General features: G+C 44.1%; 26 protein-coding genes, 1 tRNA gene and 1 pseudogene. 14 read left to right on the top strand and 14 right to left on the bottom strand.

Going from position 1 to position 25,902, the window contains the following annotated elements; all coding sequences use genetic code 11:
- From F6K53_RS29010 to sufC, 6 genes are all read right to left on the bottom strand, one after another.
- Window positions 1-596 (bottom strand): Rpn family recombination-promoting nuclease/putative transposase (locus F6K53_RS29010; RefSeq protein WP_293083052.1); only part of this gene is annotated, 596 nt, incomplete at its 3' end.
- 297 nt (window positions 597-893) lie between these two features.
- Window positions 894-1,865, bottom strand: a complete 972-nt coding sequence (locus tag F6K53_RS29005) for an Rpn family recombination-promoting nuclease/putative transposase (protein WP_293083049.1) — start codon at window positions 1,863-1,865, stop codon at window positions 894-896.
- A complete protein-coding gene (locus tag F6K53_RS29000; RefSeq protein ID WP_293071370.1) occupies window positions 1,772-2,110 on the bottom strand; it encodes a hypothetical protein in 339 nt (112 codons plus the stop codon). Before F6K53_RS29000 ends, F6K53_RS29005 begins: the two co-directional genes overlap by 94 nt.
- Window positions 2,111-2,309: 199 nt before the next feature.
- Window positions 2,310-3,572, bottom strand: coding sequence for a SufS family cysteine desulfurase (locus F6K53_RS28995; protein ID WP_293071372.1), 1,263 nt, complete (start codon window positions 3,570-3,572; stop codon window positions 2,310-2,312).
- A 1-nt stretch (window position 3,573) separates the two neighbouring features.
- A complete protein-coding gene (gene sufD / locus F6K53_RS28990; protein ID WP_293071373.1) occupies window positions 3,574-4,923 on the bottom strand; it encodes a Fe-S cluster assembly protein SufD in 1,350 nt (449 codons plus the stop codon).
- Window positions 4,923-5,711, bottom strand: coding sequence for a Fe-S cluster assembly ATPase SufC (gene sufC, locus F6K53_RS28985; RefSeq protein ID WP_293023016.1), 789 nt, complete (start codon window positions 5,709-5,711; stop codon window positions 4,923-4,925). The genes sufD and sufC overlap by 1 nt, the downstream gene beginning before the upstream one ends.
- Window positions 5,712-5,995: 284 nt before the next feature.
- Here sufC and F6K53_RS28980 point away from each other — a divergent pair, with 284 nt between their 5' ends.
- Window positions 5,996-6,184, top strand: coding sequence for a hypothetical protein (locus F6K53_RS28980; protein WP_293023013.1), 189 nt, complete (start codon window positions 5,996-5,998; stop codon window positions 6,182-6,184).
- Here F6K53_RS28980 and sufB read toward each other — a convergent pair.
- Window positions 6,181-7,620 (bottom strand): Fe-S cluster assembly protein SufB, encoded by a 1,440-nt coding sequence (gene sufB, locus F6K53_RS28975; RefSeq protein WP_075899490.1) that lies wholly within the window; start codon window positions 7,618-7,620, stop codon window positions 6,181-6,183. The genes F6K53_RS28980 and sufB overlap by 4 nt on opposite strands.
- Before the next feature lie 392 nt (window positions 7,621-8,012).
- On the opposite strand from sufB, the gene sufR reads away from it, so the two are divergent.
- The 5 genes from sufR (at window position 8,013) to F6K53_RS28950 (ending at window position 11,217) form a co-directional block, all read left to right on the top strand.
- On the top strand, window positions 8,013-8,678 hold the full coding sequence (sufR, locus tag F6K53_RS28970; protein ID WP_293023008.1) for an iron-sulfur cluster biosynthesis transcriptional regulator SufR: 666 nt from the start codon (window positions 8,013-8,015) through the stop codon (window positions 8,676-8,678).
- Window position 8,679: 1 nt separating this feature from the next.
- Window positions 8,680-8,823 (top strand): hypothetical protein, encoded by a 144-nt coding sequence (locus F6K53_RS28965; RefSeq protein ID WP_293071374.1) that lies wholly within the window; start codon window positions 8,680-8,682, stop codon window positions 8,821-8,823.
- A 61-nt stretch (window positions 8,824-8,884) separates the two neighbouring features.
- Complete coding sequence (locus F6K53_RS28960; RefSeq protein ID WP_293023005.1) at window positions 8,885-9,142, top strand: hypothetical protein; 258 nt, start codon at window positions 8,885-8,887, stop codon at window positions 9,140-9,142.
- 797 nt (window positions 9,143-9,939) lie between these two features.
- Entirely contained in the window at window positions 9,940-10,851 is a 912-nt protein-coding gene (locus tag F6K53_RS28955; protein WP_293083046.1) for a hypothetical protein, read from the top strand.
- Window positions 10,852-11,094: 243 nt separating this feature from the next.
- A complete protein-coding gene (locus F6K53_RS28950) occupies window positions 11,095-11,217 on the top strand; it encodes a hypothetical protein (protein WP_293083043.1) in 123 nt (40 codons plus the stop codon).
- On the opposite strand, the gene F6K53_RS28945 is transcribed toward F6K53_RS28950, so the two are convergent.
- Entirely contained in the window at window positions 11,187-13,757 is a 2,571-nt protein-coding gene (locus F6K53_RS28945; RefSeq protein ID WP_293083040.1) for a HEAT repeat domain-containing protein, read from the bottom strand. The two genes, F6K53_RS28950 and F6K53_RS28945, sit on opposite strands and share 31 nt — an antisense overlap.
- Before the next feature lie 749 nt (window positions 13,758-14,506).
- On the opposite strand from F6K53_RS28945, the gene F6K53_RS28940 reads away from it, so the two are divergent.
- The 6 genes and pseudogenes from F6K53_RS28940 to F6K53_RS28915 all read left to right on the top strand — a co-directional run bounded on the left by F6K53_RS28940 (window position 14,507) and on the right by F6K53_RS28915 (window position 19,444).
- Window positions 14,507-14,689: a DUF4278 domain-containing protein gene (locus F6K53_RS28940; protein ID WP_293071756.1), complete on the top strand. Its 183-nt coding sequence runs from the start codon at window positions 14,507-14,509 to the stop codon at window positions 14,687-14,689.
- A 269-nt stretch (window positions 14,690-14,958) separates the two neighbouring features.
- On the top strand, window positions 14,959-15,381 hold the full coding sequence (locus F6K53_RS28935; RefSeq protein ID WP_293083037.1) for a DUF4278 domain-containing protein: 423 nt from the start codon (window positions 14,959-14,961) through the stop codon (window positions 15,379-15,381).
- 169 nt (window positions 15,382-15,550) lie between these two features.
- Window positions 15,551-18,160, top strand: coding sequence for a bifunctional aconitate hydratase 2/2-methylisocitrate dehydratase (acnB, locus tag F6K53_RS28930; RefSeq protein WP_293038675.1), 2,610 nt, complete (start codon window positions 15,551-15,553; stop codon window positions 18,158-18,160).
- Between the two features lie 247 nt (window positions 18,161-18,407).
- Window positions 18,408-18,734, top strand: a pseudogene (locus tag F6K53_RS28925) (DUF433 domain-containing protein).
- 58 nt (window positions 18,735-18,792) lie between these two features.
- A complete protein-coding gene (locus tag F6K53_RS28920) occupies window positions 18,793-19,305 on the top strand; it encodes a hypothetical protein (RefSeq protein WP_293022993.1) in 513 nt (170 codons plus the stop codon).
- On the top strand, window positions 19,274-19,444 hold the full coding sequence (locus tag F6K53_RS28915; RefSeq protein ID WP_293071754.1) for a hypothetical protein: 171 nt from the start codon (window positions 19,274-19,276) through the stop codon (window positions 19,442-19,444). Before F6K53_RS28920 ends, F6K53_RS28915 begins: the two co-directional genes overlap by 32 nt.
- On the opposite strand, the gene F6K53_RS28910 is transcribed toward F6K53_RS28915, so the two are convergent.
- Window positions 19,426-19,498 (bottom strand) — tRNA-Phe (locus F6K53_RS28910). The two genes, F6K53_RS28915 and F6K53_RS28910, sit on opposite strands and share 19 nt — an antisense overlap.
- Window positions 19,499-19,587: 89 nt before the next feature.
- Here F6K53_RS28910 and F6K53_RS28905 point away from each other — a divergent pair.
- Together F6K53_RS28905 and F6K53_RS28900 are read left to right on the top strand one after the other, a co-directional pair.
- Complete coding sequence (locus F6K53_RS28905) at window positions 19,588-19,713, top strand: hypothetical protein (RefSeq protein WP_293060914.1); 126 nt, start codon at window positions 19,588-19,590, stop codon at window positions 19,711-19,713.
- A 26-nt stretch (window positions 19,714-19,739) separates the two neighbouring features.
- Entirely contained in the window at window positions 19,740-21,392 is a 1,653-nt protein-coding gene (locus tag F6K53_RS28900) for an AarF/ABC1/UbiB kinase family protein (protein ID WP_293071753.1), read from the top strand.
- Here the strand turns inward: F6K53_RS28900 and F6K53_RS28895 are convergent.
- The 5 genes from F6K53_RS28895 to F6K53_RS28875 form a co-directional block, all read right to left on the bottom strand.
- Window positions 21,361-21,549 (bottom strand): hypothetical protein, encoded by a 189-nt coding sequence (locus F6K53_RS28895; RefSeq protein ID WP_293071752.1) that lies wholly within the window; start codon window positions 21,547-21,549, stop codon window positions 21,361-21,363. The two genes, F6K53_RS28900 and F6K53_RS28895, sit on opposite strands and share 32 nt — an antisense overlap.
- A 106-nt stretch (window positions 21,550-21,655) precedes the next feature.
- Window positions 21,656-21,910, bottom strand: a complete 255-nt coding sequence (locus F6K53_RS28890; RefSeq protein ID WP_293071751.1) for a hypothetical protein — start codon at window positions 21,908-21,910, stop codon at window positions 21,656-21,658.
- On the bottom strand, window positions 21,911-22,111 hold the full coding sequence (locus tag F6K53_RS28885; protein WP_070392920.1) for a hypothetical protein: 201 nt from the start codon (window positions 22,109-22,111) through the stop codon (window positions 21,911-21,913).
- A 225-nt stretch (window positions 22,112-22,336) separates the two neighbouring features.
- Window positions 22,337-24,400: a tetratricopeptide repeat protein gene (locus F6K53_RS28880; protein ID WP_293071758.1), complete on the bottom strand. Its 2,064-nt coding sequence runs from the start codon at window positions 24,398-24,400 to the stop codon at window positions 22,337-22,339.
- A 68-nt stretch (window positions 24,401-24,468) separates the two neighbouring features.
- Window positions 24,469-25,332: an alpha/beta fold hydrolase gene (locus F6K53_RS28875; RefSeq protein ID WP_293083035.1), complete on the bottom strand. Its 864-nt coding sequence runs from the start codon at window positions 25,330-25,332 to the stop codon at window positions 24,469-24,471.
- Window positions 25,333-25,902 lie beyond the last annotated feature (570 nt).

The following is a 25,902-nucleotide window of genomic DNA, read 5'->3' as shown; positions in this document are numbered from 1 at the left end:
TCTTGCAACGGTAATGGGGGTTCATTCAACTGGGCTAGGTGTTTTAATAAAAATAACCACTTGTCAAAATGGGACTCCAACTCATCAAGAGACTTGCTAAATTTCGGTAGCTCAACATAAATAAACTTGAGCTTATCGTAGAACACTTCACAGTGCTGATTTTTCAACTCCACCACATGTAGCAGTTCTGAATCGTGCTTGTGGTCATCAAATACAAAATCTAGGACGCCAACCGTATAAACTGCCGTGAGCTCATAGTTCCAAAATCCCTGTTCAGCCTGTTCTTGGATCGGGAAAGTAGAATAATATACACTTCTATCCTTAAACAAATTTTGCTTGGCCTTCTGCATTTCTACGATGAACCGTTCACCAGTCTCGCTCTGACAATAAATATCAAAAATAGCCCTTCGATCCACTAAGGTATTGCCCAAAAACTCGGGATTCTTAAAGGTAACATCCTTCAGGTGATGATGGGGAGGCAACAGAGTATTCAAGAAGTCGATCAGCAGTGCCTTATTTGGCTCAGTGCCAAAGACACGTTTAAAGCCGAAATCCGTGAGCAGGTCAATGTATTTATCTGGCAACGGGAAAACCATTTCAAAATGCTTTTATGGCTGATAGGGATTAGATAGTCGGGAGTCGGGAGTCGGGAGTAGGAAACTTATGTTTATAAATTCTAACAATTCCTAAACGGATTGCTATAGTATAGTGCTTTTAATCGCTATGATAAACACTGATAGATAGATTAACTATAGCGTTTATCCTATTTGTGGAATGGGCATCTTGCCCGTTATCAATATTCTGGGGCAGGCAGGATGCTCACTATACTCCTATTCATAGCTTGATTCAGCAACGCTAAACAGACAAAGAATAACTCTTGAAGCAATTTCAACCTACAACCGATCAATCTCATCCATACTCAACCCCGTATATTGGGCAATATCCTGAGCAGGTAACCCTGCCGCCTTCATCTGCTTAGCAATCTGCTGTTTTTCTTCCTGTCTACCTTCTGCTTTACCTTGTTGTCTACCTTGTTGTCTACCTTCTGCTCGACCTTGTTTGATACCTTGTTTGATACCTTGTTTGATACCTTGTTCTATACCTTGTTTGATACCTTGTTCTATGCCTTGTTCCAAGGTTTCATCAATCAAGGTTTGGGTAACATTGTACATATCCCGGTAGACCTTCAGACTATCCTGATATAGCGCTTGCTCCCTAGATGAAAAATTGGCAATCTCTGCCACATCAAATAGCTGGGCAAACACATCCTCTTGCAACGGTAATGGGGGTTCATTCAACTGGGCTAGGTGTTTTAATAAAAATAACCACTTGTCAAAATGGGACTCCAACTCATCAAGAGACTTGCTAAATTTCGGTAGCTCAACATAAATAAACTTGAGCTTATCGTAGAACACTTCACAGTGCTGATTTTTCAACTCCACCACATGTAGCAGTTCTGAATCGTGCTTGTGGTCATCAAATACAAAATCTAGGACGCCAACCGTATAAACTGCCGTGAGCTCATAGTTCCAAAATCCCTGTTCAGCCTGTTCTTGGATCGGGAAAGTAGAATAATATACACTTCTATCCTTAAACAAATTTTGCTTGGCCTTCTGCATTTCTACGATGAACCGTTCACCAGTCTCGCTCTGACAATAAATATCAAAAATAGCCCTTCGATCCACTAAGGTATTGCCCAAAAACTCGGGATTCTTAAAGGTAACATTCTTCAGCTGATGATGGGGAGGCAACAGAGTATTCAAGAAGTCGATCAACAGTGCCTTGTTTGGCTCAGTGCCAAAGACACGTTTAAAGCCGAAATCCGTGAGCAGGTCAATGTATTTATCTGGCAACGGGAAAACCATATCAAAATGCTTTTATGGCTGATAGGGAGTAGGGAGTAGGGAGTAGGGAGTAGGGAGTAGGGAAATAGGGAACAGGGAGTAGGGAGTAGGGAGTAGGGAGTAGGGAAATAGGGAACAGGGAGTAGGGAGTAGGGAGTAGGTAACTTCTGATTAATAATTATAACAATTAATTTAGGATTGCTATCTAGCTTTTTATAGCCTAATGAGGTATGTAATTTATGGCATGTATGAGGTACACTTATCAACCTCAAAGTCCCCCTTTTTAAGGGGGATTTAGGGGGATCCCTTTGTACCTCATGATAAAAATAATTGCTATATATTTTTTCCCTATTGCCTATTGCCTATTGCCTATTGCCTATTGCCTATTGCCTATTCCCTACTCCCTACTCCCTACTCCCTAAAACCCATAACAAAAGTACCTCACCCAAATAATAATTGCTATATTCAATCCATAGCACTTCTGAAAAACTCAATTGTTTCTTTCAACGCCACAATAAACCGATCAATCTCTTCACGAGTATTATAAAAATACAAACTAGCTCGTGCTGTACCAGTCACTCCTAAACGATGGTGCAAGGGTTGAGTACAATGATTTCCAGAACGAATTGCTACACCGTCTTGATCCAACAGCGTAGACACATCACTAGCATCCAATCCTTTAACATTAAATGTTGCTAAGGCTGCCCTACCTTTACCATCTATTGTTGGTTGGGGACCATACATGATTAGATCTGGAATTTCCTGCAACTGCTTAAACAAATAAGCGGTTAATTCTTCTTCATAGCTATGGATAGTATCCATACCTAACACAGTCAGATAGTCTACTGCAGCACCAAGTGCGATCGCTTGAGCAATGGCTGGTGTCCCCGCTTCAAATTTATGGGGTAAATCCCCATAGGTGGAGTGATCGAGAAATACCTCAGCAATCATTTCACCACCACCTAAAAATGGAGGCATGGCTTGCAGTAAGTCTAGTTTCCCATACAGAAAACCAATCCCTGTGGAAGCACACATTTTATGACCCGATGCCACTAGCCAATCACAATTCATAGCTTGGACATCAATGGGCATATGGGGGATACTTTGGCAAGCATCAATCATTACCATAGCGCCATAGTTATGTGCGATCGCAATAATTTCCTCTACGGGATTAATACATCCCAAAGTATTCGAGACATGAACCACACTTACTAGCTTGGTTTTCTCAGAAATCAGCTGTCGGAACTCTTCTAAATCAAACTCCTGAGTCTCCGTCAATCCCACATACTTTAATAGGGCTCCAGTTTTCTGAGCAATAATTTGCCAAGGCACCAAATTGCTGTGGTGTTCCATAACCGAGAGAATAATTTCATCTCCCTGGCGCAGATTTTCCAAACCCCAGCTGTAAGCCACTAAGTTAATCGCTTCCGAAGCATTGCGGGTAAAAACAATCTCTTGTCGTGACTGGGCATTTACAAAACTAGCTACCTTATCCCGTGCCCCCTCATAACCGTCTGTCGCTCTAGTGCTAAGGGTATGGACACCTCGGTGAACATTAGCATTGTCCATTTCGTAGTAGTGGCGCAGTGCATCCAGTACTGCTACCGGTTTCTGGGCAGTAGCCGCATTATCGAAGTAAATCAGCGGTTTACCGTTAACGTCCTGGTGCAAAATAGGGAAGTCAGCCCGGACTTGATCAGCAATGGTTTTTTCTTGAGTTAAGGTCATGTTACTGTTGAACGTTATTCTGTTCCCGTTTTGAACTTATGACTGTTTCCGAAAGTCTTTGACGAAGAGAAGCTAGGGGAATTTGATTGATTATTTCTGCTACAAAGGCATCAATCAAAAGGTTACGGGCATCGGTTTCCTTCAGTCCACGACTTTGCAAATAGAAGACTTCATCCGCTTCCAACTGACTGACTGTAGCACCGTGGGAACATTTCACATTATCAGCTGTAATCTCCAACTGAGGCTTGGTATCAACTCTAGCCTTCGGCGATAGCAACAAATTACGATTCAACTGAGCTGCATTGGTCAACTGCGCTGCTTGAGGAACACTAACCTTACCATTAAACACCGCATGAGCACTACCATCTATAATGCACTTTTGCAGCTGATTACTGATGCCATTGGGATGATTCAACATCACCGCACTATGAGTATCTGCCAACTGATGCTCACTAATCGCGGTCAAGCCATTTAGAATCGTTTCGGTCCCCTCACCCATCTGAAACACTTCCAGAGTATGGCGAGATAACTTCCCCCCAAAGGCTACCCCATGGCAACTATAAAAACTATTCCGAGCTTGTGCGATCGCACTCTTGCCCACATGGAAAGCCTGGTTACTTTCCCCATCAACCCGGATATGAGTCACTCTGGCATTCTCCCCAACCCATACCTCCGTCACGGAATTGGTCAAATAAACACCCTGGGCGCTATTTTCCTCTTGGCCTTGCCAATACTCTTCAACTAAACTCAGCTGACTACCGGCCTCCGCCACCACCAAACAACGGGGCTGAAACAGCCTAGGCACCCCATCAGCCATGGAAACAAACAGCAGATGAATGGGAACCGTCACCTCAGTATTCCTAGGCAACCAGATCACCGCCACATCAGTCAAACCAGCGGTATTAAGCAGCGTAAACACATCGGTTGCCCCCTGCTGCTTGCCCAAATAATCAGCAATTCGGCTCTGATACTCTGATGGCAACTCGGCCAAATTCCCCACAAACACCCCTTCAGGCAACCCAGCCAAAGACGATAGCTCGGGGGCATAAATCCCATTGACAAATACTAATCGGCTGTTAACCGCCTCTGGCAAAACTACCGGACTAATATCAATGGTGCTTGTATCAACAGCTACAGCAGCCTCAAACGTCACCTGCATCAGTGGCGACAAATCCGTAAACCGCCATTCCTCATCTTTAGTGGTGGGAATCGCCAATTCCTGAGCAATCCCCCTAGCGTGGTTACTTAGCTCTTGTAACCAATCCATCTCAACTGGATTATCCTGGCGACATTGCTCTAGCAGTGCCGACAAATAAGAAACCTCCCGTTTTACAGAAACTTCCATAGTCATCAGACACTCACCTCAGCAGTCTCGTCTTCTAGCACCCAGTCATAACCACGGGATTCCAACTCTAGAGCCAACTCCTTGCTACCAGTCCTGAGGATACGGCCATCTGCCATCACATGAACAAAATCCGGCTCAATATAATTCAGTAAACGTTGGTAGTGAGTAATCAAAATCATCGCATTCTCGCTACTTGCCAATTGATTCACCCCATTGGCCACAATTTTGAGAGCATCAATATCCAAGCCAGAATCTGTTTCATCCAAAATCCCCAGCTTAGGTTCTAGAAGTGCCATTTGGAGAATCTCATTCCGCTTCTTTTCTCCTCCAGAGAAGCCTTCATTGAGACTACGCTCTAGAAAGCTGGGATTCATTTTAACAATTTCCAGCTTTTCTTCAACTAAATCCTCAAAATCAAATGTATCAATTTCTTCCAATCCCTTGTGCTTTCGACGGGAATTGTAAGCCACCCGCAAGAAATCCAAATTACTGACACCAGGAATTTCCAACGGATACTGAAACGCCAGAAATACTCCAGCCAAAGAGCGTTCCTCCGGTTCCATTTCTAACAGATTTTGCCCTAAGAAACTTACCTCGCCTCCCGTTACATCATAGGCAGGATGACCGGCTAATACCTTAGACAAAGTACTCTTCCCAGAACCATTTGGCCCCATAATCGCATGGATTTCTCCAGCTTTAACTTCCAGATTCAATCCCTTCAGAATCTGGTTACCATCCACATCTGCCGTCAAATCCCGAACAGACAATATTATTTCACTAGTTTCACTAATCATTTCGACTTGATAATAAATGCTTTATCCCAGAAGTGTTGTTATAAGGTTATCAGCTTTAAGGTTTAAGGTTGAATGTTGAATGTTAGCAGGTTAAAGGTTGAATGTTAGCAGGTTAAAGGTTGAATGTTACTAGGTTTAAGGTTTAAGGTTTAAGGTTGAATGTTACTAGGTTTAAGGTTTAAGGTTTAAGGTTGAATGTTACTAGGTTTGAGGTGGAAGGTTATCAGGTTGAATAATAGTTGAATTTGATCAGCTTTAACTTTGAACATCTTAATCTATAAACCTTGGCCAAAAGGCCACGCGTGCGCGTTCAACCTGCTAACAACCTTCAACCTTCAACCTCCCAACCTTCAACCTTCAACCTCCCAACCTTCAACCTTCAACCTCCCAACCTTCAACCTTCAACCTCCCAACCTTCAACATTCAACATTCAACATTCAACATTCAACATTCAACCTGCTAACCTTAGTTAGCCCACTGTGCCTTCGAGCTTCAGGCTTAAAAGTTTATCTGCTTCAGCAGCAAATTCCATGGGAAGTTCATTGAAGACATCTTTACAGAAGCCACTCACCATCATGGAGATCGCATCTTCTTCTGAAATCCCTCGTTGAGCGAAGAAAAATAGCTGGTCTTCACCAATTTTAGAAGTCGAGGCTTCGTGTTCCACTTTGCCCATGTTGTTCTGGACTTGGATGTAAGGAAACGTATTCGCCTCAGCTGTATCCCCAATCAACATGGAATCACACTGGGAATAGTTTCGCGCACCCTTGGCCTTCGGACCAATTTTCACTAGACCCCGGTAGCTATTTTTGGACTTACCAGCAGAAATCCCCTTAGAAATGATGGTGCTGCGAGTATTTTTACCGATATGTACCATCTTGGTACCTGTGTCCGCTTGTTGGAGATTGTTGGTTAGAGCAACAGAGTAGAATTCACCAATGGAATTATCACCCACTAGGACGCAACTGGGATACTTCCAAGTAATAGCAGAACCAGTTTCTACCTGAGTCCAGGAAATCTTTGAATTTACTCCCTTGCACAATCCCCGCTTGGTAACAAAGTTGTAAATCCCACCTTTACCATTTTTATCCCCAGCGAACCAGTTTTGCACTGTGGAGTATTTAATCTCAGCATTGTCCAGGGCAACCAGTTCCACCACAGCTGCGTGCAGCTGGTTACTATCGTACATCGGCGCAGTGCAGCCTTCTAGGTAACTAACATTGCTGCCTTCTTCCGCCACAATTAGGGTACGCTCGAACTGTCCAGTATCTCCATTATTAATCCGGAAATAGGTGGACAGTTCCATTGGGCACTTGACTCCTTTGGGAATATAGACAAAGGAACCATCACTGAAAACAGCAGAATTGAGAGCAACAAAGTAATTATCTGCCACAGGAACAACACTACCCAGGTATTTTCGCACTAACTCTGGGTGTTCTTGCAACGCTTCCGAAATCGAGCAGAAAATTACTCCCGACTCAGCCAGCTTGTCTTTGAAGGTAGTGGCGATCGAGACACTATCAAAGATGGCATCCACTGCTACATTAGCCAGCCGCTTTTGCTCAGATAGGGAAATGCCTAATTTATCAAAGGTTTCCAGTAAAGCTGGGTCAACTTCGTCCAGGCTATTGAGTTTTTCCTTCTTCTGTTTGGGTGCTGAGTAGTAGATAATCTTTTGGTAATCAATGGGAGGATAGGTGACATGGGGCCAGGTTGGCTCGGTCATTTTCTGCCATTGTCGATACGCCTTTAGGCGAAACTCCAGCATGAACTCAGGTTCGTTTTTCTTAGCGGAAATCAGACGGATAATATCCTCATTGAGTCCGCGAGGAATGGTATCCGCTTCAATATCTGTGACAAAGCCGTACTTATAGGGCTGGTTGACTAATGTCTTGACAGTGGCAGTCATCGATTTAGTGCTCTCTTATCATTAAGGATTCAACAGAGTTACAAACACAGTGATAGCTTGTTCGCCTTTGACTTTCCCGTAGAGTAGGTTGGCAGCTTGGAAGGTTAGAGGTTGTAGACTGCGGGTAGCGACTGCATCAAGACAGCGGCTTGCTTTTATCGCCGGTTACAACTAAAATCCATAGCTTCCTCATGCCCACGGGATGTGATCTGGTTACTGGGTGGATTAAAACAACGTTTTTGTTGTTTAACTCTATTCTAGGTTATATTAACAACAAACATGTTGTTAAAGTCAAGAGAATTTAGATTAAATAGAAATAACGGTACCGACAAGCACCAAAGGGAAGCCTGAGTGCCCTTCCCCTGTTACCCAATTCCCCAACTCCTAAGCCCATGATGCCTACTCAGCAAACTTCCACCAAGCGAGACATCCTACAATATCTCCTCAAACAGGATCGAGCAAGAGCCCAGGAGTTAGCCACAGCCATAGGGGTTAGCGCCCAAGCTATTCGACGTCATCTCAAAGAATTGGAGGCAGAAGGGCTAATTGAGTACAAAGCTGTTCAAATTGGTATGGGGCGTCCTCAACATATCTATCACCTCTCTCACAAAGGACGCGATCGCTTTCCCCATCATTACGGAGAGTTTTCCGTTTCCCTGCTCGATACCATGACAGAAACCTTGGGTCGTGAACAGACTAGCACGATTTTACAAAAGCAATGGCAACGTAAAGCTCAAGAATACCGGGAGTGTATCGGGAATGGTACAGTGGGAGAGCGAGTAGCCAAGTTGGTAGAACTACGTAGACTAGAAGGTTATATGGCAGAGTGGCACACCCTAGAATCAGGTAATTTAAATAATGGGGTTAGTGAGCAGTATATTTTAACTGAATACAATTGTGCTATTTCCAACGTTGCCGAATCTTACCCCAGTGTCTGTGGTCATGAACTGGAAATGTTTGCCGCCGTATTGCCAGATTGTACAGTGGAGCGTACTCACTGGCTCAATAATGGAGAGCATCAGTGTGGCTATTTAATCAAAGCGCCAGCAAATAACTAACATGCCAATAACTAAGCCTGTAAGCTTAAGCGCTACGCGCACGCTACTTGAGGTGCCGTCAGCCTTCAGCTGTCAGCCTTTGGCCACAAGCCTTTGGCTAATAGCACCTCAACTAGCTTGCGTGGCACAGGCTTCTAGCCTGTGACATAGTGCATTAGCTGATAGCTGATAGCTTAAAAGTTATGTAGTCAACCTTGAAAACCCTTATGGCTGATTCCCAGCAATCCTCAATCCAATTCTTAACTCCGGAAGAATCCGCTGATGTAGACCAAGCATTGCTCTCTTCCCCAGAGAAATTCTTAACTCGTTTAACGATTTCCTCCCTCAGACTGTTGAAGCATATTTCACAAGATACTGGGGTGGCAATGGAAGAGTTGACCCATCAGCAGATCATCGATTGGTTTGAGAAGGATAGTAAGATTCGGCGAGAACAAGGGGTTGAGGCAGCATTTTTGAAATGGTAATTAGAAGTGATTCATTGGACTTGATATAATCGGTTGTTTGTTCATAGTTTACTGCCTAGTACTGTTGACAAACAAACCTCAACAAAACCTAATCAAAAATCAGTAATTTAAAGCTTATTCATAAAATAAATATTAAATCTTTTGGGTGCGTTAATAATTTTTAAAGCACTTATATAATATAGTTCCTCTGGGACTAATTTTAGTCCTGTCACTAGTAAAAACTTACCAATGGTCTACGCTATCACGAGCCCTACAGGCATTTAATCTTTTCTTTATAAATTACAGTATAGAATAGTATAGAGTATTTTGGTTAAAATTAGTGATCAATATCACATAGATAGATTGTCATAAATCACAGTCTTGCGTGATCTAAATCGATGAAATGGATTTAAGTTACCGCTAGCATTCTTAGGTCAGCTGTTAATACTCAAGGAAACGGTGCATCATGAATACTCAACAAATTAGCTTCGCAGCCATCACGATTTTAGATATTGCTCTATTGTTCACAGCCCCCATCATCATCGGATTATTCTCAAAAATTCCTTAAGTCTCAGGAACTATGTCTTAGGAATGATGAACGATGAATCGGCACATACATACACATACATAATAGACACATAAGACACATAAGATACAGAATTTAACAATTCTGCATTAATCGTTTTGCCAGTACAAGCCCCTAACTCCTAGCATGGGTTGAACATTATTAATCATTAATTATTCATCGTTCCCTGAGCACTGTCGCGACCAGTAGCATTCTTAGTTCAGTTAATTTTAGATATCAAATAAATCTGAAAATGATCACTTTAAATGTAATCAATAAAGTAATCAATAAATTTCAAAATCTGCTCTTGACCGGAATAATAGTGAGTGTGGGGTTGTGGGCAATACCAGTATCAGCACAAGTAGAGGATGAGCAAGTCAACGCTCTGGTAGAAGCACTGCGGCTTTCGGCACCACCCAATCGTCCCAATGATGGCATGTACAGCGAGTGGCAAGTTTTACCCGCCATTATCCCGAGCTGGACATCTCAATGTGCAGGACAGGCCATGACACCTGCACAATTTGAAGCCGACCCGACCACAGCACGCAGTGTTGTGGCTTGTATCATCAGACGGGAACTGGATATTGAATTGACAGATAGTGGCAACAATGAAATGATTGCTGTTCGCCGTACCGCCTGTTGGTGGATGACAGGAAAACCCTCTGGCTGCAACAGTGGCGCAACTGCTGACTATGTCCAGAGAGTCATGGGCTTTTATCAGCAGCCCCATAGGTCAACACCAGTATTCGCACAAGTAGAGGATCAGCAAGTCAACACTCTTGATCCGCAAGTCAACACTCTTGATCCGCAAGTCAATGCTCTGGTAGAAGCACTGCGGCTTTCGGCACCACCCAATCGTCCCAATGATGGCATGTACAGCCAGTGGCAAGTTTTACCCGCCATTATCCCGAGCTGGACATCTCAATGTACAGGACAGGCCATGACTCCTGCACAATTTGAAGCCGACCCGACCACAGCACGCAGTGTTGTGGCTTGTATCATCAGACGGGAACTGGATATTGAATTGACAGATAGTGGCAACAATGAAATGATTGCTGTTCGCCGTACCGCCTGTTGGTGGATGACAGGAAAACCCTCTGGCTGCAACAGTGGCGCAACTGCTGACTATGTCCAGAGAGTCATGGGCTTTTATCAGAACCCTTAACCTTTAACCTTCTTAGAATTTAGAATTTAGAATTTAGAATTTAGAATTTAGAATTTAGAATTTGGAATTCTGCATTCTACATTCTGCATTCTTCATTCTGCATTCTTCATTCTTCATTCTCCATTCTTCATTCTCCATTCTTCATTCTCCATTATACATTCTACATTCTGCATTCTTCATTCTTAATTCTTAATTCTTCATTCTGCATTCTGACCAACAACCCTCAACCCTCAACCCTCAACCTTGGCCTTTCGGCCACGCTACGCGAACAACCTTCAACCTTGGCCTTTCGGCCACGCTACGCGAACAACCTTCAACCCTCAACCTTCAACAGATCATGCCGCTTGTCGGGACAACAACAGTTGAACAAAAGTATCACTAACTGTATGGTCTTTAGTATTCGCTGCGTATTTAATTAAGGTTTCCCGCAAGCGCCAAGCAGCATTCCACGGCAGTAGAGTTGCCAAGAGGAAGTACACACCGCGAAACCTAGGGTCACTGATATGCTTGTTTGGCAAATCATTTCCCTCACCTAGAAAGGTCTGCACGATGAAAAAGTCCTGGATTTTGTCGTGGCGGAAATACCATTCTTTTCGATCATTGCCTTCATGGTCAACAAACAGACGGGACAAAACCATTTTGTGGCGTTCGATGCAAATCAGTTCTTCAAACCATTTCTCAGCTGGTATAGCTACCTCATCTTGCAAGCGCATCTGGTAAACTGTCTCAGCAAATGCCTCTAGGGGAAATTTTCTCAGATAGAGTTGTTCATACTCCTGAGCCATATATTGATACTGCTGTTGCTGCAAATTCAGCAAGTCTGGTTTCTGCCCATGGGCTATCATCTGAGCCACTATGGTCAGGTCCATAGGGTTAGACAGCATCCGACGCACAGCTCTGTGTTCTTCTTCTGATTGGTACTGATGTAAAACGGTGTCAATATACTTTTCGCAGGCTTGTTTGTACTTTATACCCGAGATGGGAGCATCTGGGGGCATAATTTTATAGCGCGATAGTAAAAATTTCTCAATCTGCTTAGGTTTCAATGGTTGCAGTACATAGGTTGTAGCGCAAGAGGGGGTCTGCCACTCCATGGATTGGGTCCCGATGATAATATTGCCCTTGAAGTAACTTTCCACAAAAGTGGTAATCATCGCTCGTGTGTCTGGAGTGACTTCATTGAGTCCATCAATACAGATATCAATGGCATCACTGTAAATCAGGTCTCGCAAGAAACCAGAGTCTTGGGCGAATCCATGAAGTTTTGCTTGAATCGCTTCGATCACGCCATTAGCGCATTTCTCAGCAGGTAAATAGACGATGATCCGCTTAGATGATTTCACTAAGTGCCGTAGAAACATCGATTTCCCTAATCCTGATTCTCCTTCCAGGACAATGGGTAATTCCAGATCCGGTATTGCTTCTTGAATGGGTTGCGTTATACTTCTTCCCTGGGGCTGGACTTCCAAGTTAGGAAAGTAAGCTTGTTCATCAAAGTTTTCTAAATCTGCATCTGACAGCAAGGATTCCTGGAAGGGGGCAAATAACTTCGAGCGTAGAAAGGGAATCCAAGTTAGGGCTATGCCTACGTACCCCAGTCCAAAAAACTTCCGCACCGAGGGATTCCAAAAGAAGATAGCTTGGACTTGGGGGGATTTGGGATAAACCAGTATTAGTCCAAACCAAAACAGCATATGAGTTAGCCAGATAATCACCCCTTTGCTAAAAATTTTCTGATAACTACGAGAATCCTGTTCTTGCTGGAGATTATCAAGACCACCACGCACGGTTTCGATCCATCTATCCTGGAAAATTTTCTCCGTGTCTTGCTCTAGCCTTTGAATAACTGTTTCAAATTCCAGTATGGATTGTTCCAATTGCACTTTGGTGAGCTGCTTCCTCTGTTTTCCAACCTTAGAAGAAATTTCGACAACGGCAGAGAGGGCGGAATAGCGAACATCGATAGATTCATCTTTGAAAAAGACATCTATTAGGTCAGGGACAGCCTGAACCCCTTCCGTTCCCATCTTTCCTAGAGCAGAGGCGGCATAATAGCGAACATAGACTGAGTTATCCTCAAGCAACTCAATTAATAGAGGCAGAGCATCCTTAGCTGCCTCTCCAATTTCCCCTAGTACCTCGGTAGCGCGAATCCGGATCAGGACAGATTTATCGTTCCTGAGTCGCTCAATGAGCTGGGGAACAACATCTTTAGTTTTCTCGGCAATCTGCTCTAGGGCATTGATGCTAGTCATACGAACCGAGAATGTTTCATCCTTTAGCGCTTCAATCAGGTAAGGTACAGCTGACTTGGCTGCCTCTTTTTTATTCCCTAGGGCATAAGCAGCGTTAGCACGAACCTGAGCAGATTGGTCATTCCTCAAGGCTTCAATTAGGTGAGGTACAGCCTCATGGGTTTTCTTTCCCAAGTTCCCTAAGGCATAAGCACCATTGGCGCGAACTTCAGCAGATTCATCCTTAAGTGCATCAATCAGATCAGGGATAGCTTCATAAGATGCTTCTCCCATCAATCCCAGAGCAGCAGCGGCTTTGGCACGAACTGTCGCCGACTCATCGTTCCTTAGGGCTTTAATCAACCAAGGGACAGCTTGATCCGCTTCCTCTCCTATACTCCACAGAGCAACAGCAGCTCCCTCCCGAACTGCAGCAGATTTATCCGTCTTCAGGGCTTCAATCAGTAAATAGACAGATTTTGGACCACATTGGACTATAGCTTCTTTAGCGGTTGTATTGTTTATATCGTTGAATCTGGCGATATTAGTCTTAATCTCTGCTTGAGTACACCCTTGAGCTAAGGCAGGACTACAGGGCAGCAGTAGCAATGAGCAGCCCAGTAAAAACACCTTGAGCACTGAGGAAGTGGGTTGTTTTATGCACCTAATCATAGAAGTTCTCCAAGGTTTCGTTAGTATAGATACAAGAATCTCTTCAAAAATCCAGTTTTATGTCTCTCAAGGGCTATAAAAGTACCCTTGGGGGTACTCTTGAAGATTCCCCACTCCCTGATATAGCGCTACGCTTAGCGTCAGAAGTCAGAAGTCAGAAGTCAGAAGTAAACTAGACTCACGTTTCGGAGTTTAGGAGCGATGCAGCGCGGTCTTGGGGAGGCAGCGCTGATAGCTTACTGTTTTAAATATTAAGTTTTAGGAATATTAAGTTTTAGAAATATTAAGTTTTAGGCATTAATACTCAAGAATTAATACTTAAGTATTAATTCTTGAGTATTAGGGACAAGAGGCGTAGTTGAGGGCTTCCGTGCTTTCCGAGGAGCTAGCAAACTTGGTCAGAACCTCCTTAGCCTATAACCTGAATCACTGGATAGGATCTAATTTGGTTTTTTTTTCTTAACATTTGACTTTTTTGGAAAAAAGTGTCAAAATAGATACAGAAATAAAAATTGGAATTGAATAAACACTGAGGTCTCTGTCGGCTCAGTGGCTCTCAACTCAGATGTCCTGAAGTAGATCAGCCGTAGAGAATCCAAGAAAGTAATACCTAGGGCAGGCTTGCCTAACCCTTAGACAGAATTCCTCACCTGGCCAAGCAACTTATTAAGCAATTCTTGGCCAAGCAACTTATTAAGCAATTCCATTAAGCAATCTCATTAAGCAATCCAATCGGAGGTATTCGAGCAATGAAACTTTATTACCGAGGTGTTAGTTATCAAAGTGAACCATCTACCCTAGAAGTATCTGAAGGGGAAATTGGTGGAACTTACCGGGGTCATAGCTGGAAAGTTCACCGGATTAAGCATAATCCTTGGCGTAAATCATCGGCTAACATGACCTATCGTGGTGTTAGCTATAAAAGAGGGTAGCTCTTTGTATCACTAGTTTTGTTTGAGTCAAAAAGTGCTGGGTGCTGGGTGCGTCAAGACCTCAGGGCTGAGTAAACATTGATCACATATTACTCAATACTAAACATTTCAGTACTAAACATTTCGGTACTCAGCATTTCGGTACTCAGCATTCTAGTACTCAAGATTTCATTACTCAATATTTCAGTACTCAACATTATTCAAAGCACTCAAGACTATTGAAAAAAGTAGTCTGATATTATTATTAGTCAATCGGAGGGGTAATAGATATGAAACTTAGGTATCGTGGTGTAAGTTACGACGCTGAACCCTCTCTACTAGAAGTGAGAGAGGGTGAAATTGGTGGCACTTATCGGGCTCAGAATTGGAGAGTTCACTATCCCAGACACATGCCTGAACCGCCACCGGTAAATCATCTGAAATGGCGTGGTGTTTCTTACTGCACTGGTAATGCAACTGTAACTAATACTGTCGCTGATTCTCAACCAATGGCTAAATCGATTTCTACTGTAGCGGCAAAGACATCGATTGCTCGCCACCGGCTGCAAAAAGTCTTGAATGAGAGCAGAAAAGTTCATCTGGCTACGATGCGCCAAACTTTGGAACATCGTCTAGAGGTAGCTAAAGCTAAAGGTGATCAGAATTTGGTCAGGCTTCTAGAAGATGAGTCAAAGCAGATGCAACCAATCTAGTGAGTTAACCCAGATACTCTCACAACTCTCTAACATCAGACACGGCGATCCATAGCGATCGCTTTTTTGATGCTTTGATTTTTGATGCTTTGATGACTTGCCACACTCTGGTAGGGCAATATTTTGTAACAATTGTCTTACATGAAGCCCGCGCACAGGTAAATCTATGATGCTGAACTCTTATCGTGAACACCTAGCTGAACGGGGAGCTAAAGGAATTCCTCCCCTACCCCTAAGTGCTGAGCAAACATCCCAACTTTGTGAACTGCTGCAAAATCCACCAGCTGGGGAAGAAGAAGCATTAATGGCTATGTTACGCGATCGCATTCCCCCTGGAGTGGATGAAGCAGCTTATGTCAAAGCCGGGTTTTTAACTGCGATCGCAAAAGCAGAACTCACTAGTCCCCTAATTTCCCCCCAGGGTGCTGTAGACCTATTGGGTACTATGGTCGGAGGCTACAATGTCCAATCCCTAGTTGAGTTACTCCAGTCTAATCACACCACCCTAGCAGCAGAAGCCGCTACTGCCCTAAGTAAGACATTACTTGTCTTTGATGCCTTCAATGATGTTCTAGAAATTTCCGATATCAATCCTTACGCCAAGCAAGTCATCGATGCTTGGGCCAATGCTGCTTGGTTCATCGGGCGTCCCAAACTACCGGAAGCAGTTACTGTGACTGTATTTAAGGTACCCGGAGAAACCAATACCGATGACTTATCCCCGGCCACTCACGCCACCACTCGCCCAGATATTCCGTTACATGGCTTGGCCATGTTGGAATCTCGGATACCGTCGGCTTTAGATACTATTGCTAAATTAAAACAAAACGGGTATCCTGTGGCTTATGTTGGGGATGTTGTTGGTACTGGTTCATCCCGGAAATCCGCAATTAATTCCTTACTTTGGCATATCGGTGAAGATATCCCCTATGTTCCCAATAAGCGAGCTGGGGGATATATCTTAGGTGGCAAAATTGCCCCGATCTTCTTCAACACTGCTGAAGATTCTGGTGCATTGCCCATTGAGTGCGATGTTTCAAAAATGGAAACTGGGGATGTGATTACTATCCATCCCTACAATGGTGAAATCACTAACCAAGCTGGGGAAGTCATTTCCACCTTTACCCTCAAACCCGATACGATCCTCGATGAAGTCCGTGCTGGTGGACGGATTCCGTTACTGATTGGGCGATCGCTTACGGATAAAACCCGGGAAGCCTTGGGATTAGAACCAAGTCCCCTGTTTACCCGTCCAAGCATACCAGAAGATACAGGCAAAGGCTTCACCTTAGCCCAGAAGATGGTCGGTAAAGCCTGTGGCTTACCGGGTGTTCGTCCAGGTAGCTCTTGCGAACCGATCATGACTACAGTTGGTTCCCAGGATACCACAGGACCCATGACTCGGGATGAATTAAAAGAACTGGCTTGTCTTGGTTTCAGTGCCGACCTAGTCATGCAAAGCTTCTGCCATACTGCTGCTTATCCCAAGCCCGTTGATGTCAAAGTCCATAAACAATTGCCCGACTTCTTTGCCTCTCGTGCTGGTGTAGCCTTGCGTCCTGGGGATGGCATTATCCACTCTTGGTTGAACCGGATGTTATTACCTGATACCGTAGGCACTGGTGGAGACTCTCACACCCGTTTCCCCCTAGGCATTTCCTTCCCTGCCGGTTCTGGATTAGTGGCCTTTGGTGCCGCTTTGGGAGTCATGCCCTTAGATATGCCCGAATCTGTGTTAGTGCGGTTCAAAGGTGAATTGCAACCAGGGGTAACATTGCGGGATATTGTCAATGCTATTCCCTATGTGGCTATTCAACAAGGGTTGCTGACGGTAGAGAAGAAGAATAAGAAAAATGTCTTCTCGGGACGGATTATGGAAATAGAAGGATTGCCCGATTTGAAAGTTGAGCAAGCCTTTGAACTTACTGACGCTACTGCGGAACGGTCTTGTGCTGGCTGTACCATTAAGCTGGGAATAGAAACAGTATCTGAGTATTTGCGTTCCAATATCGCCCTACTGAAAAATATGGTGGCACGAGGCTATCAAGATGCCCGTACGATCATGCGTCGGGTGGCCAAGATGGAAGAATGGTTGGCAAATCCCGTACTGATGGAAGCAGATCCAGATGCAGAGTATGCTGAAATTATCGAGATTGACTTGAATGAAATCACTGAGCCGATTGTAGCGGCTCCCAATGACCCAGATAATGTGAAATTGTTGTCTGAAGTCGCAAGCGATCGCATTGATGAAGTCTTCATTGGGTCTTGCATGACCAATATTGGACACTACCGTGCCGCTGCCAAAGTCCTAGAAGGGGAACCCCCTGTTAGCACTCGGTTGTGGATTTGTCCCCCTACCCGGATGGATGAGAAACAACTCAAAGAAGAAGGGGTTTACGGTATCTTTGGCATAGCTGGTGCCCGGACTGAAATGCCTGGATGTTCCCTGTGCATGGGGAATCAAGCTCGGGTTGCTGATAAAGCCACCGTATTCTCTACCTCTACTCGTAATTTTAATAATCGTATGGGTAAAGGTGCCCGAGTCTATTTGGGTTCTGCTGAATTAGCAGCAGCTTGTGCCTTGTTAGGTCGGATTCCCAGCGCTGAAGAGTATCAGTCAATTGTAGCCGAGAAAATTAATCCCTTTGCTAGTGATTTGTATCAGTATTTGAATTTTGATCAAATCGCTGGATTTGAAGATGAAGGACGGGTGATTCCTATCGAAGAAATGCCCAAGATTGAAGATATTTTAGGCATCCCAGCGGGAACCCTTAAGTAGATTAGTTTAGTTTAGTTTAGCTGAATAATCGGGTGAGCTTTTGGGTTCACCCGATTATTTTTATCACTTATATCAAGGTTGGTTGAACACTTATAATTAGTAGATAAAAGGGAACAGGGAACAGGGAACAGGGAACAGGGGATAAGGAGGAAGATTACCTACCAAAAGTAAGGTATATTTTTTGAGAAGTGATTCTATTAACATGATATTATACTAAGATCAGATTTATAGCAAAGGATTGACTTCTGTGATACTTCAAGACTTAGAGCAAAAACTTCTTGCCCTTAGCCCTAGTGAAAAAGTGCAGGTTATTCAGTTACTGGCTCAAAGTCTCACAAACAATTGGCAAGGAATTGAGAAAAACCCTAGAGTTTGTGGGGAATAAGCTTGTATTGCCAATACTCGTATTACGGTCTGGGTAATTGTAGAAGCTCGTCGTCTTGGATACAGTGATGGTGACCTTTTAACAAGTTATCCAACAATTACAGCTGCTGATTTAGCCAATGCTTGGGTATACGCAAAAGCTCACCCCGATGAAATCGAAATAGCGATTGAGCGCAATGAGGTAGCCTAGTAGATGGCACGTTTTTACGCAGAAGAAGTTAGGCGAGGTAAAACCCCTCATAACAACAATGCTTGACTTGACTAAAATCCAATCCCTTGCTGAATCCTATTCTCCCCAAGAACTATTTGCTGCTTTAGTTTGGCAGCGCCGATTCAATGAGTTTGATGGCCCAGAAGTTATTACTGACCTTTCCAAGCACAGAGATTTATGGGCAAGCTTTCTGTTTACCAAACCAGTCTTTGCCCCAGATGAACATGGGTTAAGTTTTGGTGGTTTGCTAGATACCCTGCTGGCAATGGCAAACTATCGTCCAATGCCAGATAGCAGCATTATTCATTTTGTGGCCTATCCAGCAGATACCCTATACATACTTGCAGAAAATCAAGATACCAAAGTTTCCCAACTAATCGATTTGGGTAAAAAATGGCGAGCTGACTCGGTAGAGGTAACTGATGGCACAAACGAAGAGTATAGTTACCGACTCAAACGCCGATTAAGATATCGATACGAAGGGGCATTATGGGGAGACGGTATTCAACGTGATCGCGATGCAGTTGTTGTTTGCTATTGGTGGGATTGAACTGTATTTAAGCTATCAGCAATCAGCCACACAGGATTTTTCCCCGATTCCCGATTCCCGATTCCCGATTCCCGATTCCCTAAAACCCAAGAATTTGCAACTCACCCAATTTAAAGAAGATGCCAGGAGGCGGACTTGAACCGCCGACACGAGGATTTTCAGTCCTCTGCTCTACCAGCTGAGCTATCCCGGCTTGTCTTTTTTCGGCTTGTCTTTTTTGACGCCTTATTAAGTCTAACAAACCTAGTCTGGATTGGCAAGTAGATCAGAAAATTTTTTTTTGTGCGATCCAGCCCTTGTGCCACAGGCTTCGACGCTGTGGCATCAATTCTTGTTGCCGATTCCCGATTCCCGATTCCCGATTCCCGATTCCCTCTTCCCCACTTTGCCGCGAAGTCTAGTATATAACCAAATGACTCAACCACCCTCAGCGAATGTTTTCCCTAACTCAAACCAGTACCCGCCAGCGAGAAATCCTAGAAGTTGTGTTCCGAAACGGTTGGGATTACATGCGAGGACTCCTAACGGGCAACAAAAATAATGACGAACCTCAACTCCCCCCTCCTGCTGTCCTTCGCAACATTTTAATCAATTTAGGTCCGGTGTACGTTAAGTTAGGACAACTTCTGTCTACCCGTCCCGACCTATTACCAGGAGCCTATGTGGAAGTCCTGACTGACTTGCAAGCCAATGTACCACCAGTAGCCTGGAGTGAAATAGAAACCCTACTACAGCAAGAACTAGCACAGCCAATCTCAGAAACCTTTACGACTATCAATCCCCAAGCCATTGCTGCTGGTTCCATTGGTCAAGTCCATCGCGCTACCCTCAAAAATGGTCAAGACGTGGCTCTGAAAGTGCAACGTCCTGGGATTGATCAGATAGTTGCCCAAGATATTGCTATCATTAGGGGCTTAGCGGAGTTAGTCTCTCTGACGGAATTTGGTAAGACTTACGATATCGTTGCCATAGCTGATGAATTTGTTACTGCCCTAGAAGCAGAACTGGATTTTACCCAAGAAGCTAACTATACCGATAAACTCCGCAGTAATCTATCCAATAGCCGCTGGTTCGATTCCCAGCAATTAGTCATACCAAAGATTTACTGGGATTTGACCAGCCAAAAGCTACTCACCATTGAGTGGCTGGAAGGGGCACCTCTGCTATCGGCGCAATTATCACAAACTAGAGAGGGCAAAGATACCCAGACCCAGCGACGGGAAATTACCACCCTGTTATTTCGGGCTTTTTTCCAGCAGGTTTACATCGATGGCTTCTTCCATGCTGACCCCCATCCCGGAAACATATTTTATCTGAGGGATGGTCGTGTCGCTTTATTAGACTGTGGGATGATTGGACGCTTAGACCCCCGCAGCCAACAGATTTTGACGGAGATGCTCTTAGCAATTGTAGATTTAGATGGCAAGCGATGTGCTCAGTTAACCCTACAACTATCTGAAGCAAGTGAGTCGGTCAGTTTATCTGGCCTGGAAAATGACTATGACCGTATGCTGCGCAAGTATTACAACCGAAGCCTCTCCAAAATCAACTTTAGTGAAGTGTTTTATGAGATACTGCAAGTCTCGCGAAATAATAAAATCCGCTTACCCGGTAATATGGGTTTATATGCCAAAACCCTAGCTAACTTGGAAGGGGTTACCCGTGGGTTTTATCCTGAAATTAACCTGCTCGACCAAATCAAACCCCTGATTACGGAAGTGTTTCGCCGTCAACTCCTGGGAGATGATCCCTTACAAACCCTTCTGAGAACGGTTTTGGATCTCAAAAGCCTGTCATTGCGATCGCCTTCTCAAATCGAATTATTTTTAAACCGGGTCAGTTCCGAAACCCTGAAGTGGAATATTACTGTCCCAGAGCTAGACAAACTACGTTACAGTATCGATGATTCCGCTAATCGACTCTCCTTCAGTATTGTAGTCGGTTCCCTGATTGTGGGTGCAGCAATTGTGGCCTCAGGAAGCCAAACTCCCCAGATGTCTGTGGTTACTAATATCCTGTTTGCTGCTGCTAGTTTTTTAGGCTTGTGGCTGATTGTTAGTATCTTGCGTTCGGGACGGTTACGGTAATTTGATCAGGGAGTAGGGAGTAGGGAGTAGGGAGTAGGGAGTAGGGAGTAGGGAATCGGGAATCGGGAATCGGGAATCGGGAATCGGGAACAGGGAACAGGGAACAGGGAACAGTTGATGCTCCCGTAGGTTGGGTTAGCGATAGCGTAACGAACACGAAAGTCTAACCCTTTGTTGGGTTTCATTGCCTCAACGACTCCCTACGCCATGATCTTTTGTCAGTCAACCAGTCTCGCTCCTCCAGCTCAAACAGAAAAGTGAAGCTAGCGGATTAGTCTGTCATATTCATCGTGGTCACCTATCCAAACCCAAATGAAGTCAGAGCCATCCTCTATTGCTAATGCTCTGTGACTCAATCCAACACGTATTGACCAATATTTTTTACCCACCTTTTTAAAGTTTAGAGATGGATGATGTCGGTCTGCTTTGAGCAACTCATAATTTTTTCGGGCTAGACCTTGAACAGCTTCGGGTAGTGCGTAAAAACGCTTCCAAAATTGCGGTGTTGTTCGATGCACTTACAAATCCTGTAATTTTCCTTCGGATTTAGCTGTCATTGCTTCCTCAAGTAAGAAGTCTAACTTACCATCGGCAATATCAGCTTCAAGCTGTTTATCCCAGAGTAACCAGTCTCTTTCAGCAAACCACTCTCTCAAGCGCACGAAATCTTCCTTAGAGAGAGCCTCAATTTCAGCTTGAATCTGTTCTACTTTTGTCATCAGAAAAAACTGACTGCAATACTGGTGATTAAACCTCTATAGTATAGCATAAAAATTAACTTGTTCTAGGCTATAGTTTTTAGCTTGTAGGGTGGGCAAAAACCGTTTGGTTATGCGTGAGTATTGATAGATTAGATTACTTTGCCCACCCTACTTTAATTGCTATTTTTTTTTCTTTTGCCTCTTGCCTCTTGCCTCTTGCCTTTCCTTCTGCCTTCTGCCTTCCTAGGTCAGCTCATCCCGCAATTTTTGAAGATTCTCGCGGCAAGCGATAGTCTTGGGATGATTTGACCCTAACTTTTGTTCAAAAATCTCCAAGGCTTGGACAAAAAGAGGTTCTGCCTCGGAGTAGCGTCCTTGATTATTGTAGAGTTCTGCCAGACCCTTGAGGGAGTTGGCGAAATTTGGGTGTTGTTGACCTAAAAGTTTTTTCCTCATCTCCAAGGCTTGGACAAAACGAGGTTCGGCCTCACAGTACCGTCCTTGATTAGAGTAGAGATTAGCCAGACCGTTGAGAGATTCTGCGACACGTGGGTGTTGTTGACCTAAAAGTTTTTTCTTCATCTCCAAGGCTTCGACATGCAGAGATTCTGCCTCGGAGTACCGTGCCTGATCACAGTAGATAGTAGCCAGATTGTGGAGGGAGATAGCGATAGATGGGTGTTCTTGACCGTATAGTTTTTTCTTCATCTCCAAGGCTTGGAAATAGAGAGGTTCGGCCTCACAGTACCGTCCCTGATAACGGTAGACTAATGCCAGATTGTTGAGGGAGATAGCGAGACGTGGGTGTTCTTGACCGTATAGTTTGTTCCTGATCTCCAAGGCTTGGACAAAAAGAGGTTCGGCCTTACAGTACCGCCCCTGATAATTGTAGACTAATGCCAGATTGTTGAGGGAGATGGCGACAGAGGGGTGTTCAGTACCTAAAAGTTTTTTCTTCATCTCCAAGGCTTGGACATAGAGAGGTTCTGCCTTGCAGTACCGTCCCTGCCTATAGTAGAGTACTGCCAGATTGTTGAGGGAGGTGGCCACATCTGGGTGTTCTTCTCCCAAGCGATCGCGGGTAAGCTCTAAGCCTTGCTCTAACCAGAGTAATGCCTGGTCATAAGCCATTTGACCTTCGTAAAACCAACCCAGACCCTGGAAAGGTTGGTATAAATCTTCATCCTTGAGCCAGTCTAAGAGTACTGTCGCAGCTTCTGTCAGGTGAGGGATGGCGGGACTAGCTGTAGCAATATCCTTTTGTGTCGTTGCTTTGGGAATTTTATCTGCTACGGCCACCATTGCCTCACCAAATCCCTGCTTGAGTTGATCAGCCCCATCGTAATGTTCCATTTTGTCCCGTAGAAACTCTCGAATCAACTCGTGCAGCTGGTAGATTCCCTGACCCTTGCGCCCAAGTAAATTCAGTTCCAACAGAAAGTCATCTCTAAGATCTTCTAAATCTTCTGAGTCTTGGTCAGGCAAACAATTTTCCACCAATTCCCACTCAATGGGAGCCAAAGCAAACAAACTCAGCAGACAACCCAACTGCTGGGCATCTTGATTCAGTTCAAGCCAACTCAACTCAAAAGCAGCTGCCACTCCTTTTTGTGCTGTCATAGTAGCAGTTGGTTCTTTTAGCGATCGCTGTTCCAAATGCTTTTTTTCCAACCGCTGCTGCATATCTGTCAGGGATATATCCTTTTTCGTTTTTAAATATCGCCCTACCAATTCTAAACCTAGGGGTAGATATCCCAACCATTTGCAGAGTTTTTTGGCTTCCGACCACTGCCGGTTTAGTCTTTCTTTTCCGATTAGGGATTCCAATAACTCCAAAGCCGCTGCTTCCGAAAGTACTTGCAATGGCAACATCTCAAAAGACTCTGCTAACGACTGCTTCCTGGTAGTAATAATAATCTTAAAACGGGGGTGATTTGGAGGCAGATAGGCTTTAATTTTATCATATTCAGTAACATCATCCAAAATCACCAGCACCAAATTATCCGATGGCTGCCAATTGTCCCAGCACCACTGCGCTTGTTCGTCGAGATTGAGGGGTTGGTCGTCTAATTTCTGCGGCACGGATAACTTCATTTTGTTCCGCGCAAACTTTACAATTTGAGTCCCTAAATTACCTAAATCCACATCCCGCGCCTGCAGCCAGCAAACCCCAGCGAGATAATGTTTCCGGTAATAGTTGATGGCATATTGCAGGGCTAATTCAGTTTTACCGATACCACCCATGCCAGAAATAGCAGAAATTACCACCCGTTCTGCCTGCTGTAGCCGCTGGTGTAGAGTTTCCAGTTCACTTGAGCGTCCAACGAATTTGGAAACATAGGTGCGGGGCAGATTTTGGGGAATGTCTTTTAAACCTAGTCCATCATCAACTTTTTTTTTTCCTCTTCTTCTTTACTATCAGGATTACTATCGGGATGAACTGCTACTTTCGGTTGAATCAGTGGCAGAGGAGTTGTTAAATTCTGATTGACAAACCGCTTTACCTGACGGTAGATTCGATTATTTTTATCATCTACTTTGCAGATAGAGATATGGTCAACATCCATCGGGACAGGAATAACCCCCTTAATACCAGGGTCAGCACTGGTTTGATTCACCACTAAAATCCCATTGGTAGGTCTGGTTTCGCAGTAAACCAGCATCGGGATTTGGCTAAACTGGTGGTCATTGCGATACAAAAGATTCAGTTCCCGTAAGCGAGAATGGTGCGCCTCCAATTCCTCAATACTGACAGTGGTTCGTAGAATCGTGCCAATATAATTAATCCAACGTGCCAAATCAGAACCAGAATGAGGCGTAGACAGGAAAACAATTCCCCTCGTCCCAGATGCGATCGCTTGCCATTTGCCAAAGTCCCTAGCACTGCGCAGCATCTGTTTAACCAGCAGTCCCCCCATACTGTGAGTAACAAAAATTATTGGGCGATCCCCTATCTCATAGCTATCCAGTAGATCTAAACTATTAGTCGCCCGGTCTACCAGAGGCATAGAATTACCCTTCCATCGAAACGGTTCTACCTGATACGCCAGAGACCAAATTCCCACATCTGATAAATCTTGCCCCAGCCAAGCAGGCCAAAAATTATTATCATCTCGCCGTTCTTGCGGGTGCCAAGTACCCCGGGCATCACCTCCGAGTCCATGGACAAAAATGACATCTCCACGGCGATCGGGGTTCTGAGCACCAAAAATTTCAATTAAATCGTTAGGATCACTCACAGACTAGCTCTCCAGGAATGAAGGTCATTGAGATTATTATTGAGATGCTTCGTGACCCTGATGCTCTTGCTATCCATTATATTAGCTACTGATTCAGTGGTGAGAAATCCAGAAAGTGCCAATAAATTCTCTGTCTACCCTATATTCCGCCGTTCCCGATTCCCGATTCCCGATTCCCTGTTCCCTGTTCCCTATTCCTCTATTTTTATCCGGATAAAAAATTACTTATTTTTTTGTTATCAAAGAAAATAAATTTATTTAATAAAATTAAAAACTTTCCGCATATTAAATAATTATCAACTTGCACAGCCAAAGGGAGCGATGACCAAGGATTTATTGAATTTAGCTGTGAATCCTTTCCTATGGGAAATTGTCGGATATAATATTACTGGATACTTAGGAACTGTCGGCGGTTTAAAATCCAAGCTTAATCTAGACATAGGCAGGGCTATTTCATTCTCATGAAAGCAAATAAATGCTAGATTTACAGGTTAAACCAGTGTTTCATGAGTTCCCATGGGTTTGCCACCCCCACCTGCCCCTACAATCTTACTTCCAAGCCTTCCCCCA

Source organism: Moorena sp. SIO4A1 (assembly GCF_010672065.1).
Taxonomy (GTDB): Bacteria; Cyanobacteriota; Cyanobacteriia; order Cyanobacteriales; family Coleofasciculaceae; genus Moorena.
The sequence above is the reverse complement of the archived record's forward strand: the minus strand, read 5'-3'. Positions and strand labels throughout refer to the sequence as shown.

Coding starts and splice junctions, on each gene's coding strand:
- F6K53_RS28965 (WP_293071374.1), top strand. CDS start 8,680: ATGCCAATAACTAAGCCTGTAAGCTTAAGCGCTACGCGCACGCTACTT.
- sufB (WP_075899490.1), bottom strand. CDS start 7,620: ATGACTGCCACTGTCAAGACATTAGTCAACCAGCCCTATAAGTACGGC.
- F6K53_RS28885 (WP_070392920.1), bottom strand. CDS start 22,111: ATGACAAAAGTAGAACAGATTCAAGCTGAAATTGAGGCTCTCTCTAAG.
- F6K53_RS28940 (WP_293071756.1), top strand. CDS start 14,507: ATGAAACTTTATTACCGAGGTGTTAGTTATCAAAGTGAACCATCTACC.
- F6K53_RS28915 (WP_293071754.1), top strand. CDS start 19,274: ATGCAGTTGTTGTTTGCTATTGGTGGGATTGAACTGTATTTAAGCTAT.
- acnB (WP_293038675.1), top strand. CDS start 15,551: ATGCTGAACTCTTATCGTGAACACCTAGCTGAACGGGGAGCTAAAGGA.
- F6K53_RS28920 (WP_293022993.1), top strand. CDS start 18,793: ATGCTTGACTTGACTAAAATCCAATCCCTTGCTGAATCCTATTCTCCC.
- sufC (WP_293023016.1), bottom strand. CDS start 5,711: ATGATTAGTGAAACTAGTGAAATAATATTGTCTGTTCGGGATTTGACG.
- F6K53_RS28935 (WP_293083037.1), top strand. CDS start 14,959: ATGAAACTTAGGTATCGTGGTGTAAGTTACGACGCTGAACCCTCTCTA.
- F6K53_RS28960 (WP_293023005.1), top strand. CDS start 8,885: ATGGCTGATTCCCAGCAATCCTCAATCCAATTCTTAACTCCGGAAGAA.
- sufR (WP_293023008.1), top strand. CDS start 8,013: ATGATGCCTACTCAGCAAACTTCCACCAAGCGAGACATCCTACAATAT.
- F6K53_RS28995 (WP_293071372.1), bottom strand. CDS start 3,572: ATGACCTTAACTCAAGAAAAAACCATTGCTGATCAAGTCCGGGCTGAC.
- sufD (WP_293071373.1), bottom strand. CDS start 4,923: ATGACTATGGAAGTTTCTGTAAAACGGGAGGTTTCTTATTTGTCGGCA.
- F6K53_RS28955 (WP_293083046.1), top strand. CDS start 9,940: ATGATCACTTTAAATGTAATCAATAAAGTAATCAATAAATTTCAAAAT.
- F6K53_RS28945 (WP_293083040.1), bottom strand. CDS start 13,757: ATGATTAGGTGCATAAAACAACCCACTTCCTCAGTGCTCAAGGTGTTT.
- F6K53_RS28900 (WP_293071753.1), top strand. CDS start 19,740: ATGTTTTCCCTAACTCAAACCAGTACCCGCCAGCGAGAAATCCTAGAA.
- F6K53_RS29005 (WP_293083049.1), bottom strand. CDS start 1,865: ATGGTTTTCCCGTTGCCAGATAAATACATTGACCTGCTCACGGATTTC.